The sequence below is a fragment of the Pseudomonas sp. PGPPP4 genome (genome assembly GCF_002256045.1).
Classification (GTDB): Bacteria; Pseudomonadota; Gammaproteobacteria; order Pseudomonadales; family Pseudomonadaceae; genus Chryseomonas; species Chryseomonas oryzihabitans.
The window spans coordinates 181,610-193,946 of record NZ_NKID01000005.1 but is presented as its reverse complement, the minus strand read 5'-3'; the positions used below and the strand labels follow the sequence as shown (position 1 = coordinate 193,946).

Sequence of the window (12,337 nt, the reverse complement as noted above, 5' to 3'; positions counted from 1 at the left end):
TCATTCATGTTGGGCTTCGACGATAGAGCCGTCTCAACCCAACCTACGCGGTCTTCTGGCGCGATACACCGTAGGTTGGGTTGAGCGCAGCGAAGCCCAACGCCACCAGGCCGAACAGCCTCATGTTGGGCTTCGACGATGGAGCCGTCTCAACCCAACCTACGCGCATACCCGTCAGCGGCTACTCATCGCGGCCATGGGCCGCTCCTACAGAGGACTGATGTCCCGTAGGAGCGGCCGCATCGGCCGACCGCCATGGCCGCGATTGATCAGAGCGCAACGGCAACGATGCCAGGGCCGAATCCTTCATGTTGGTTGCGACGACAGGGCCGTCTCGACCCAACCTACGCAATCACCGGATAACCCTGCTCCACCGCTTCTCGCCGCCAGTCCAGCAGCGGTAGATAGGTCACCTCATCCACCGCCGCGACACCCTCGAGGGCCAGGGTGTCGGCCAGGGCAGGATCGGCGGCCAGGCTGTCGTTGAGGGCGGTGCGCAGGGCTTCCACGTCCGCATCCGAACGACTGGCGGCGGTGATGAAGGGCAGTGTCGGACTGGGGCGGGTGCGTTGCAGCAGGCGCAGGCCGGCGACCCGCTCGGGTTGGGCGCGCTGCAGATAGCCGTAGGTCACGGCATCCACCGAGGCGACATCGGCGTGCCCCTGCTGCAACAGCGCCAGGCTGTTGGCGTGGCTCTCGCTGACGATCATCTCGCCAAAGAAGCGGGCGCGCTCGGCGAGGGGCGCCACGGCGTGGCGCAGCAGATTCATGCCGGTGTTGGAATCCAGGCCGTTGAGCGCCACGCGCTTGCCGCGCAGATCGGCCAGGCCGGTCGCCTCCAGCGTCTCGGGCACCAGGATGAAGGCGCAGTGTTCGGCCGCCTGGCAACCCGCGAAGCGATAGCGCGGCGCTGCGACCAGACGCACCTGGCCGCGCAGGCGGGTGGCCCAGGGATAGCCGCAGGTCTGCGCCAGCAGCAGTTCGGGATGCGTCCAGAGCGCCGGCAGCTCCTCGGGCGCGGGGTCGAGCGTCTCGCCCAGGCGCTGCGCCACGGCCTCGGCCAGCTGGCGATAGGCGTCGCGCACCTCGGCAGGCTCGACGTACATGGTAAGGGCGGCAACGGTCATGGGCGGCTCCAGCACGGAAAACCGCCATTATCCCCTATCACCGCACTCAGAGCGCCGCCTTTACCCGTTCGGCGTTTTCCGCCGGCAGCCAGGTCGTCCAGAGCTCCGGGTGCTCCTTGAGGAAACGCTTGGCCACCACCTGGGCGTCTTCGCGCTTCTCGGCCATGCCGGCGAGGATGCCGTTGAACTGGTCGAGGGGGAATTCGACCTTCTCGAACAGCGCCACCAGGGCCGGCGCCTTGTCGTGGAGGTCGCGAGAGACGCCGATGGTGATCTTGGCCGGCAGCGAGCGCGACGGCAGCGGATCGGGATTCTTCGGATCCGACAGGGTCTCCCAGGCCTTCTCGCTGAACGGCGGCTCTTCCAGCTGGACCAGCTTGTAGCGGCCCATCAGCGGCGTCGGCGACCAATAGTAGAAGAGCACCGGCTCGCCACGGCGCATGGCGGTGGCGATGGCCGCGTCCAGCGCGGGACCGGTGCCGGTGCGGAAGTTGGTGTAGCTGTCGGTCAGCTTGTAGGCCTTGAGCTTCTGGCTGTTGACGATCTCGCAGGTCCAGCCGGTCGGGCAGTTGAGGAAGCGGCCCTTGCCGGGTTCTTCCGGATCGCGGAACAACTCCTTGTAGCGCGGCAGATCGGCGACGCTCTTGAGGTCCGGCGCCTTGGCCTGGATGCCGCGCGCGGGATCGCCCTTGACCAGGTCTTCCGGTACCCACCAGCCTTCGGTGGCGCCCTTGACCGTCTCGCCGACGGCAAAGACCTTGCCGGCCTTTTCCGCCGCGCGCCAGGCGGGACTGCGCCCGGCCCACTGCTCGCCGGTGACCTGGATGTCGTTTTGCGCCAAGGCGTTTTCCAGGGTCACGGTGTTGCCCGGCACGCTGTCGGTCTGGCAGCCATAGCCCTTTTCCACCAGCAGGCGCAGCACCTCGGTGGTGAACATGCCGCTCTCCCAGTTGGGGCCGGCGAACTTCACCGTCTGCGGATAGGGACAGCCGCCGTCGGCGGCAAAGGCCAGCGGGGTGATGGCGAGGCTGGCGAGGGTCAGGACGAGACGCAGGCGCATGGGCTAACTCTCCGACGAGGACGTGGGCCTTTCGACCCCCGGCACTGCCATTCGTCCCCGCGGCCCAGGGCTATTTCACAGAGGACCGCCCTCGGCGGTCTTGCGCAGACCGGCGATCACCGTCTCGCCGGTTTCCCGGGCCAGCTCGGCGTACCAGGCCTGGGTGGCCAGGGGCTCATGCCCATGGGTGATCTCGCAGCGCTTGCGCGCCCGCTCGACGATGCCGGCGACCCGCTCCAGCCGTGCGGCCTGATAGGCCTGGAGCGCTGCCAGGGGATCCTGTTCGGCGTCCAGACAGCGCGCCAGCACCCAGGCATCCTCCATGGCCTGGCAACCGCCCTGCCCCAGGTCCGGGGCCATGGCATGGGCGGAGTCGCCCAGCAGCGCCACCCGCCCCTGTACCAGGGTCGGCAACGGCCGGGTATCGTGGATCTCCACCCGGGCCACGCCCTGGGGATCCAGCCGTTCGATCAGGCGCTGCACCGGCGGCGCCCAGCCGGCGAAGTGCTCGGCCAGTTCCGCGCGGTAACGGCTGCGGTCGTTGGGCGTGCCCTTGGGCAGGGGCACGTCGAAGAAGAAATAGAATTCATCGCCGCCCATGGGCATCAGCGAGACCCGCTGGTGCGCCCCGACGAATTGCGCCCAGTCCTGGGCCTCGGCCAGATCCGGCGCGATCTTCACCCGTCCGTTCCAGTTCACGTAGCCGCAATACTCGCGGGTGATGGCCTGGCCCACCACTCGCTCCCGCAGGCGCGAGTGGGTGCCATCGGCGGCGATCAGCAGATCGGCCCGTTCGCGCCGACCCTCGCCGAGCAGCACGGTCACCCCGGCCGCATCCTGCTCGAAGCCCTCGCAGCCGACACCCAGGGTCACGTGCTCGGCGCCCACGGCTTCGAGCAGGAGGCGCTGCAGGTGGGCGCGGGCGATGGGGCGCGCCGGTCGACCCACGGCCTCATAGAGTGGCAGCAGGCTGAACCGGGTAAGCAACTGTCCCTCATGGTCGCGATAGCTCATGGTCTGCATGTCGCCGCTGACCGCGGCGATGGCGGACCCGAGCCCCAGCTGCTCCAGCACCTTGACGCCATTGGGCCAGATGGAAAGGGCTGCGCCGATGGGGGCCAGATCCTGCGCCCGCTCGAACAGGCGGACCCGGTGGCCGGCCTGTTGCAGCGCCAGGGCGGCGGTGAGACCGCCCATGCCGGCGCCGGCGATGATGATGTCGAGAGATGGCATGACGGACCTCGTTGACCGGTAACAGATGCCTTGGGCAAGCAATTTCCTGACCAAGTGGTCAAGTATTGCCGTCCGGGCGTTGCCCGCTTGCTGGGGGCCCGGAAACGCACCAGGGTGGTGCCCCGTGACCATTGGTCGCTTCGTTTCCAGGCAGACTGCCCTTCGTCGGCTCGCATGACGCATTCCAGAGCTCTTCTATACTCCTAAGGTAGTCGCCAGTCGCGTTGTACCCAGCGTTCGCCATCCACAGAGGCCCGCTTGCGGCGACCACAGCGGGTGAGGAGCAGGATCATGATCAATCATGTCTGGGGCCTGCTGGCCCATCCCGATCGCGAGTGGCAACAGATTCGTCGCGAAGGGGAAACGGTCGGGCACTTCTTTGCCCATCATGTCGCCTTCCTGGCGGCCATTCCCGTCGTCGCTTCCCTCGTGGGTACCACGACCTTCGGCTGGCGCTTCGGTGGTGGTGAAGCCCATGTGCTGGACCTGCCCACGGCGGTGGTCCTGGCGGTCATCAGCTATGCGCTGATCATGGCGGCGGTGGTGGCCATGGGTCATGTGATCCACTGGCTGGCGCGGCGCTATCCGGATCGGCCCAGCGCCAATCGCTGCATCCTGTTCGCCGGCTACGTGGCCACGCCCATGCTGCTGAGCGGCCTGGTGGGCTTCTATCCGCTGGTGTGGCTGTGCGCCATCGCCGGGATCGTCGGCTTGGCCTATTCGGCCTATCTGCTCTATACCGGCATCCCTTCCTTCCTCAATATCGATCAGCGGGAAGGCTTTATCATGTCCGGCTCCACCCTGGCCATCGGGGTGCTGGTACTGGAGGTGCTGATGGCCACCACGGTGCTGATGTGGGGCTATGGACCTGAGTTGTTTGGCTGATCGAACGTCGTTTTGGACATGGCAAAAAGCCCGGATCGGTCATCGATCCGGGCTTTTTGTCGTCAGGCGGCTAGTGGCGGGAAAAGCCGTAGAGGTCCATGGCCAGGATGCGATGGGCGATGCCGTCGTGATGGACGCTGAAGGAGCCCTCGGGATCGGCCGCGCCCAGGGCGACGAACAGCGGCAACAGGTGCTCGTCGGTGGGATGGGCCTGACGGGCCTGCGGCGCCTGGCGCCGGTAGTCGAGCAAGGCGTCCAGATCCCGCTCGCGCAGGCGGCTCTGGATCCAGTGCTGGAAGTCCCGCACATAGGCGGGGGACTCGACGCCGCCACGACGGAAGTCACCGAGGTTGTGGGTCAGGCTGCCCGAACCGATCAGCAGGGTATCCGCCGGTAGCACCCTGGCCAGTGCCCGGCCAAGGGCAAAGTGGTAGTCCGGTCCACGGGCGGCGCTCATGGACAGCGGCACCACGGGGATTTGCGCGTCGGGATAGAGATAGCGCAAGGGCACCCAGGCGCCATGATCCAGTCCCTGCTCGCCCGTCTCGGCCTCCCAGCCCTGCTCGCGCAGGCCCTGGGCCAACTGCTCGGCCAGGGTCGGAGCGCCAGGCGCGGGATAATCCAGCTGATAGAGGGCCTCGGGAAAGCCATAGAAGTCATGGACGGTGGCCGGCCACGTGGCGTTGCCGAATACCGGTATCCGGGTGTCGAAGTGCGCCGAGACCACGACGATGGCGGCCGGGGTCGGCAGCGACTGCCCCAGGGCGCGCCAGGCCGCTCCCGCCGCACCGGCGTCGAGCGCCTCCATGGGCGAGCCGTGGGAAACGAACAGGGTGGGAAGCGACATGGTGGCGACCTCTCGAGCAGGATTCAGGAGCGCTTGCGTGCATCCCAGGAGAGCTGGCCCGCGCCCAGCAGCGCCAGGGCGGCAGCGGTCACGGCGAGAAAGACCGGATATTCCCAGCCGCCGTGGGGATTGGAAAAGGACCAGCCGTTGCCGAAATGGACCGTCGCCGCCGCGAACAGTTGGACGGCGGCGACTGCCGCGACCGGACGCACCCAGGCGCCCAGGATCAGCAGCACGCCGGCGCCCAGCTCGAAGAAGGTGACCGGATAGGCCAGCCAGCCGGGAAAGCCCACCGAGGCGAAGAAACCCGCCGTGCCCGGCAGGGTGAACACCAGCAGCTTGGTCAGGCCATGGGCCAGGAACATGGCGCCCAGGGCCAGGCGCAGCAACAGAGGAGCATAGGAAGAGGTACGGTCGGTCATGCTGATTCTCGAACTGAGGAAAGATGACCCCATTGTCCTGTTTCCAAGACGCGAATAAAGGTGCACGCTGGGAATGAACTGTGCACGTTATGGAAACAATCCTTGGATACCCTGAAAGCTCTGCAGGCCTTCGTCAAGATCGTCGAACTAGGCAGCCTGACCGCGGCGGCGGAGCGGTTGGAGCTGTCCCGCTCGGTGCTGACCAAGCACCTGGCCGCCCTTGAACGGCATTACGGTACCCGGCTGCTGCAGCGCACCACCCGTACCCTGAGCCTGACCGAAGCCGGACGCACCCTCCATGAAGGACTGGTGCCCCTGCTGGGTGATCTGGAGGCCCTCGAACAGCGCCTGCAGGAAGGCCACGAACGGCCCCGCGGGCGTCTCAGGGTCAGTGCGCCCCTGACCTTTGGTGTGCGTCACCTTGCGCCCTTGGTGAGCAGCTTCCTGCACGAATATCCCGAAGTCGCCATCGACCTGGAGCTGAGCGATCGCCAGGTGCGCCTGGTCGAGGAAGGCTTCGATCTGGCCGTGCGCATCGGCGACCTCAGCGATTCCAGCCTGGTGGCGCAGCCCCTGGGAGCGGTCGAGCTGTTCATCTGCGCCGCGCCCGCCTATCTGCAGCGCCACGGTCGCCCCGAGCATCCTGCCGAGTTGCGCGAGCACCGCTGCCTGCTCTACAGCTATGCCAGCGACGGCGATCTCTGGGAATTCCGGCGCGACGACGAGCGCCTGCAGATCAAGGTCAGCGGGCCGCTGCGCGCCAACAACGGCAGCGTCCTGCACCAGGCGGCGCTGGACGGCCATGGCATCATTCGCCAGCCGGATTTCCTGGTGGGTGATGACCTGGCGGCAGGTCGCCTGGAGCGACTGTTCGCGCCCTGGTACACCCAGGCCATCGCCATCCATGCCCTCTATCCCCATCGGCGCCTGGTGCCGGCCAAGGTACGGCTGTTCATCGCCTGGCTGCAGCGACATCTGGTCACGCCCGGGCCGCGAAAAGCACTGCCGTAGGTCGCCGCCGAACGGTCGTTGGGAGGGGCTTCGCAGCCTCGCGGGGCTTGCCTAGAATCCCCGTCTGTCCCGCCGGCGCTGCCGGTTTCTGCGATGACTGTCGTCCATGTCGACCGAGAATCCCTGCCTCAGCTGTGGCGCCTGCTGCGCCCATTTCCGCGTGTCTTTCTATTGGGGCGAATGCCAGTCGGCCGGTGGCCTGGTGCCCGACCACCTGACCGTCGCGATCAGCCCGCATCTGGTGGCCATGCAAGGTACCGAGCAGAAGCCGGTACGCTGCACCGCCCTGCTCGGCGAGGTCGGCTGCGGCACGCGCTGCACCGTCTACGAGAACCGTTCCAGCACCTGCCGCGAGTTCACCGCCGCCTGGGAGAACGGCGAAGCCAATCCCCATTGCGATGCGGCCCGCGCCGCCTATGGGTTGCCGCCCCTGACGCCGCCGTTGCAGCCGCATCTATCGCCCGATCGCGTAGCTTAGGCACCGTACGAAAACTGCCTGCGCTCGGTGATGCTTCGTTGAAAAACCTCTGGGTCGCCAGCCCGGTCGGAATGCTCATTTACCACTCGTAAACTCCGCTTCCTCAAGGTTTTTCGCCTCGCCTCACCATCGCTCGGCGACTTTTCGTTCAGCGCCTAGAGGAAACCAAACGGCCATAGCCGCTGCCCAAAAAGGCGACGGCTGGGCTGTAAAGCGTGGAAAATGCAGTGCGGATCAGGTTTTCACGGCCCTGCTTGATCGAATACCCTATCGCTCTTTCGCCCGCTATGCGTATCCTGTAGCGCCGAACAACAAGGCTGCTTCAACCGGCCACGTAGAGGCTCACAAAGGCTCTACGCAAGGCAAAGCTGCCGCTATACTGCCTGGCCAATACTCACACATGGAGTTTTTACATGAATAAAGCTGAGCTGATCGACGCCATTGCCGCGTCTGCCGACCTGCCCAAGGCCACCGCTGCCAAAGCCCTGGACGCCTTCACCACTGCGGTGACCGACGCCCTGAAGCAAGGCGACAGCGTCAGCCTGGTCGGTTTCGGAACTTTCGCAGTAAAAGAGCGCGCTGCTCGCGAAGGCCGCAACCCGCAGACCGGTGCCACCATCAAGATCGCCGCTGCCAAGCTGCCCGGCTTCAAGCCCGGCAAAGGCCTGAAAGACGCCGTCAGCTAAGACTGCATTGGTCGATTCTTGTCTTCCGGGCGCTCCAGAGCGCTTCGGAAGACAGTCCCCCGCTCCACCCGCTCTCTCCCTCCTCCGCTTTTCCCTCTCTGTTCGTCCTAGTGAAAATCCCGACTCGACACCATGAGCTCGTCGAGCAGCGGACTCAGATCGGTCAGGCGACCGGCAATCAGGTGCTGCACCCCCGCTTCCCGTTCCAGATGCCCCTCGACCTGTAGCAGCCGTGCCTGCAGCAGGGGTCGACGCTGCTGTTCGCCCACCGCGCGCCAGACCACCACGTTGAGCATGCCGTGCTCGTCTTCCAGGGTCAGGAAGATCACCCCGCTGGCCGTGCCCGGGCGCTGTCGGCCGCGCACCAGGCCGGCTACCCGCACCAGGGCACCGGGCTTGATCTCGTCCAGCTGCCGGAAATCCCGGCAGCGCCGCGCCTGAAGTTCGCCGCGCAGCAGACTCAGCGGATGCGGCCCCAGGGTGGTGCCCAGCATGCGGTAGTCGGCATGGACGTTTTCCGCCACGCTGGGTACGGGCAAGGCTGGCCGTTCCTCCAGGCCGCTGTCCGCCGACGCGAACAGCGGCAGCTGGCGCTCCACCCCGGCCATGGCCCAGCGCGCCTGATGGCGATCACCGGCCAGCTCCGCCAGGGCGCCGGCCTCGGCCAGTTGTCCGCGCGCCCGGGCATCCAGCTCGGCCCGGCGGCAGAGGTCCTCGACATCGCGAAAGGGCTGCGTGCCCCGCGCCGCGACCAGGCGTCGACCCACCGCCTCCGCCAGTCCCTGCACCAGGCGCAGGCCCAGGCGGATCGCCGGCTGATGGCCGGCCCCCACCTCCAGCCGGCAGTCCCAGTCGCTGGCCTGCACGGTCACCGCGCGCACCTCGATGCCGTGGCGCCGGGCGTCCTGGAGGACCTGGTCGGGACTGTAGAAGCCCATCGGCCAACTGTTGACCAGGGCACAGGCGAAGGCGGCCGGCTCGTGGCACTTGAGCCAGGAGCTGGCATAGGTCAGCAGGGCGAAACTGGCGGCATGGGATTCAGGAAAGCCGTAGCTGCCGAAGCCCTTGATCTGCTCGAAGAGGCGCGCGGCGAATTCCGGGCGATAGCCGCGTTCGACCATGCGAGTGTGCAGGCGTTGACGGTGGGGTTCGAGGCCGCCATGACGCTTCCAGGCCGCCATGGAGCGGCGCAGCTGATCGGCCTCGCCCGGCGAATATTCGGCGGCGACCATGGCGATCTGCATCACCTGTTCCTGGAACAGCGGCACGCCCAGGGTGCGCTCCAGCGCTGGCCGCAATTCGTCATGGGGATAGTCCGCCTCTTCCTCGCCATTCCGGCGGCGCAGATAGGGATGCACCATGTCGCCCTGGATCGGCCCGGGGCGAACGATGGCCACCTCGATCACCAGGTCGTATAGGGTTTGTGGCCGCAGTCGCGGCAGCATGGCCATCTGGGCGCGGGATTCGATCTGGAACACCCCCACCGTGTCGGCGCGGGAGATCATGGCGTAGGTAGGCGCATCTTCCTGGGGCAGGCTGGCCAGGGTCCAGCGCTGGCCGCGCCAGTTGGCGACCAGGTCGAAGCAGCGGCGCAGGGCGCTGAGCATGCCCAGGGCGAGGATGTCGACCTTGAGCAGGCCCACGGCATCGAGGTCGTCCTTGTCCCACTGGATCAGGGTGCGTTCGGGCATGGCGGCGTTTTCCACCGGCACCAGCGTGGCCAGGGGCGCTGCGGAAATGACGAAGCCGCCGGGGTGCTGGGAAAGATGCCGGGGAAAGCCGATCAACTGGCCGGCCAGGATGAGCACCCGCTGCAGCAGGGGGCTGTCGGGATCGAAACCGGCTTCGCGCAGACGCGCGGGGCCGGGGATCTCGTCGGTCCAGCGCCCGGCGCACCCGGACAGGGCGTCGAGCTGGTCGCCCGGCAGGCCCAGCGCCTTGCCGACATCGCGCAGGGCGCCGGCGGCATGGTAGGTGCTGACCACCGCGGTGAGTGCAGCGCGCTCGCGCCCATAGCGGCGAAAGACGTACTGGATGACCTCTTCGCGGCGCTCGTGCTCGAAGTCGACATCGATGTCGGGCGGTTCGTCGCGCTCGCGGGAGATGAAGCGCTCGAACAGCAGATTGCCGGTGAGCGGATTCAGCTCGGTGATGCCCAGCACGTAGCAGACCACCGAATTGGCCGCCGAGCCGCGGCCCTGGCAGAGGATGTGCTGGCGGCGGGCGTAGTCGACGATGTCGTGCACGGTGAGAAAGTAGTTCTCGTAGCCCTTCTCGGCGATCAGCGCCAGCTCCCGGGCCACCTGGTCGGTGACCTGTGCCGGCGCGCCCTCCGGCCAGCGCCAGGCCAGGCCGCGGCGGGTCAGCTCGGCCAGCCAGGAGCCGGCCGTTTCGCCAGTGGGTATCACCTCCTGGGGATAGCGATAGCGCAACTCGCCCAGGTCGAAGCGGCAGCGGGCGGCGATCGCCAGGGTCTCGGCGCGCAGCGCCGCGGGATAGAGGCCCTCCAGCACCGCCAGCGGCCGCAGATGACGCTCGCCGTTGGGATGCAGGTGATAGCCGGCCTCGGCCACCGGCAGGTGATGGCGGATGCCGGTGAGCACATCCTGCAGGGCACGGCGTCCGCGGGTGTGCATGTGCACGTCGCCGCAGGCCACGGCCGGCACGCCCAGTTGCCTGGCCAGCGCCTGCAGCTGCAGGAGTCGAGCGGCATCGTCGGCGCCGCGCAGCAATTCGACGCCGAGCCAGAGGCGTTCGGCGAAGACGCTCCTGAGCCAGGCGCCCTCCTCGCTCGCGGGTTCGCCGCCCGGCAGCCAGATCGCCAGCAGGCCGGGCAACGGCTGCTGCAGATCCGCGCGATCCAGCTGGTAGCGGCCCTTGGGCGCACGGCGGCGGGCCCGGGTGATCAGTGCACAGAGGCATTCGTAGCCCGGCAGATCCTCCACCAGCAGCACCAGGCGCAGACCGTCGTCGAGGGTCAGCTCGCTGCCGATGACCAGGGGCAGCCCGACCTGCCGCGCCGCCTGCCAGGCGCGGACGCTGCCGCTCAGGGTGCATTCGTCGGTGATGGCCAATGCCGCGTAGCCCAGCGCCTTGGCCCGCTCGAACAATTCCAGGGCACTGGAGGCACCGCGCTGGAAGCTGAAATTCGACAGGCAGTGCAATTCGGCATAGCCGCTCATGCGAACCAGCCCTGGATCCACCAGGGCGCCTCCTCGCCATAGCGGCGAAAGGCCCAGGCCTGGCGTCCGTCGGCCACCTCGATGCGGTAGTAGTCGCGCCGCTGATCGCCCCCGTCCCACCAGCCGCTTTCGATGCGCTCGGGACCGGCGAGGACCCGGCGTGGCTGGCCGTCGAGGGGACGCGGCTCGCTCAGCAGCCAACCCGGACGCAGGCCGGGCAAGACGGTCTCCAGACGCCGCTCATGACGCCAGACCAGGGCGCGCTCGGGACGATGATCCGCCTGGATGCCGAGCCCCAGCACCGCTTCCTCGCCCAGCCGGGCACGCAGACGTTCGCGCAGCACCTCCCAGCCCACGGCCTGGGCGGGACGCTCGTCGAACAGGCCATGGCGTTCCGGCACGAAGAGCGGCAATTCCTCGCTTTCCAGGCGCAGCGCCAGCACCGGCGCCACCACCTGCAGCTGCTCGAGGCGACCGCGGGCGAATTCGAACAGCAGGGCGGCATCGCGTTCGGGGGCCAGCAGGCCGATGGTGAGGGTGGTGGCCGGCCCCTGGCGATGTTCCAGCCAGAGCAGGAAGCGCTGCACGCCACGGTCGCGACTGGCCAGCCAGACCGCCAGATCGGCGGTGAGGCGACGCAGCGGGAACAGCAGCGCCTGGTGGGATTCCACCTCGAAATTGAGTTCCACCCGCGCCACGAAACGATCGGGCGGCCGGTAGAACTCCAGCGCCAGGCTGCGACTGCCGCCCAGCAGATCCAGCTGCTGCAGCAGCTCGGGGGCGAAGCGCCGGGCCAGGGCGGCCCTGGGCAGGGCCTTGAGTTGCTCGAGGCGACGGATGCCCATGCGCACCAGCGCCTGGGCCTGCTGGGGGGCGAAACCGGCGCGCTCCACGGGCAGCCGATCGAGCAGGCGCGGCAGGTCGTCCGGCGCGGCGATGAGGCCATCGGCGACATTGGTCAGCATGCGCGCCGCCACCGGATTGGGCGCCAGGGCCAGCCGGTGGCGAAAGCCCAGGCCCTGGAGTTCCTGGCGCAGGCGCCGCTCCAGCCGCGGCCAGGGTCCCAGCAGCGGCAGACTGGACTGGATCTCCAGCAGCAGCGCCCGCGGATAGTGGCGACTGACCTGGGAGCTGAAGCCATAGCCCCAGGCCGCCAGCAGCGCCTCGGCCGTCTCGATGAGCGCCGGGTCGTATTCCTGCTGCTCGAAATCGCGGGTCAGCGCCTGGGCGGCGGCCAGGGTCAGGCCGGGGCGCAGCCCCAGGGCCCGCGCGGCCGGATTGACCGCCTGCAGCAGGCGACGCTGCGGCGGACCGGAAAGCAGCACCAGCGGCTGCTCCGGCTGGGGATGACGGCGCAGCACGGCATCCAGCGCCAGCTGCGGAAAGAGGATGCAGGCCCAGCGCAT

11 protein-coding genes are annotated in these 12,337 nt (G+C 67.9%); 4 read left to right on the top strand and 7 right to left on the bottom strand.

Going from position 1 to position 12,337, the window contains the following annotated elements; translation table 11 throughout:
* Window positions 1-344: 344 nt before the first annotated feature.
* From CFE50_RS11590 to hpxO, 3 genes are all read right to left on the bottom strand, one after another.
* The gene (locus CFE50_RS11590) at window positions 345-1,127 is read right to left on the bottom strand and encodes a phosphate/phosphite/phosphonate ABC transporter substrate-binding protein (RefSeq protein WP_286733643.1); all 783 of its coding nucleotides are present in this window, start codon (window positions 1,125-1,127) and stop codon (window positions 345-347) included.
* A 46-nt stretch (window positions 1,128-1,173) separates the two neighbouring features.
* Window positions 1,174-2,187, bottom strand: a complete 1,014-nt coding sequence (locus tag CFE50_RS11585; RefSeq protein WP_286733640.1) for an ABC transporter substrate-binding protein — start codon at window positions 2,185-2,187, stop codon at window positions 1,174-1,176.
* A 75-nt stretch (window positions 2,188-2,262) separates the two neighbouring features.
* Window positions 2,263-3,420 carry an FAD-dependent urate hydroxylase HpxO gene (hpxO, locus tag CFE50_RS11580; protein WP_286733637.1) on the bottom strand — a complete coding sequence of 386 codons (1,158 nt, stop codon included), beginning with the start codon at window positions 3,418-3,420 and terminating at the stop codon, window positions 2,263-2,265.
* A 291-nt stretch (window positions 3,421-3,711) separates the two neighbouring features.
* Here hpxO and CFE50_RS11575 point away from each other — a divergent pair, with 291 nt between their 5' ends.
* Entirely contained in the window at window positions 3,712-4,305 is a 594-nt protein-coding gene (locus CFE50_RS11575) for a Yip1 family protein (protein WP_007159047.1), read from the top strand.
* A 70-nt stretch (window positions 4,306-4,375) separates the two neighbouring features.
* Here the strand turns inward: CFE50_RS11575 and CFE50_RS11570 are convergent, their stop codons facing one another.
* Together CFE50_RS11570 and CFE50_RS11565 are read right to left on the bottom strand one after the other, a co-directional pair.
* A complete protein-coding gene (locus CFE50_RS11570) occupies window positions 4,376-5,152 on the bottom strand; it encodes a DODA-type extradiol aromatic ring-opening family dioxygenase (RefSeq protein WP_286733635.1) in 777 nt (258 codons plus the stop codon).
* A gap of 23 nt (window positions 5,153-5,175) precedes the next feature.
* A complete protein-coding gene (locus tag CFE50_RS11565) occupies window positions 5,176-5,574 on the bottom strand; it encodes a DoxX family protein (RefSeq protein WP_007159049.1) in 399 nt (132 codons plus the stop codon).
* Between the two features lie 102 nt (window positions 5,575-5,676).
* Here CFE50_RS11565 and CFE50_RS11560 point away from each other — a divergent pair, with 102 nt between their 5' ends.
* The 3 genes from CFE50_RS11560 (at window position 5,677) to CFE50_RS11550 (ending at window position 7,749) form a co-directional block, all read left to right on the top strand.
* Entirely contained in the window at window positions 5,677-6,585 is a 909-nt protein-coding gene (locus tag CFE50_RS11560) for a LysR family transcriptional regulator (RefSeq protein ID WP_027596810.1), read from the top strand.
* 106 nt (window positions 6,586-6,691) lie between these two features.
* Window positions 6,692-7,063 carry a YkgJ family cysteine cluster protein gene (locus CFE50_RS11555; protein ID WP_027602781.1) on the top strand — a complete coding sequence of 124 codons (372 nt, stop codon included), beginning with the start codon at window positions 6,692-6,694 and terminating at the stop codon, window positions 7,061-7,063.
* Between the two features lie 413 nt (window positions 7,064-7,476).
* Complete coding sequence (locus tag CFE50_RS11550; protein ID WP_007159052.1) at window positions 7,477-7,749, top strand: HU family DNA-binding protein; 273 nt, start codon at window positions 7,477-7,479, stop codon at window positions 7,747-7,749.
* 107 nt (window positions 7,750-7,856) lie between these two features.
* On the opposite strand, the gene CFE50_RS11545 is transcribed toward CFE50_RS11550, so the two are convergent.
* Complete coding sequence (locus CFE50_RS11545; protein ID WP_286733879.1) at window positions 7,857-10,931, bottom strand: error-prone DNA polymerase; 3,075 nt, start codon at window positions 10,929-10,931, stop codon at window positions 7,857-7,859.
* The gene (locus CFE50_RS11540; protein ID WP_286733627.1) at window positions 10,928-12,337 is read right to left on the bottom strand and encodes a Y-family DNA polymerase; all 1,410 of its coding nucleotides are present in this window, start codon (window positions 12,335-12,337) and stop codon (window positions 10,928-10,930) included. The genes CFE50_RS11545 and CFE50_RS11540 overlap by 4 nt, the downstream gene beginning before the upstream one ends.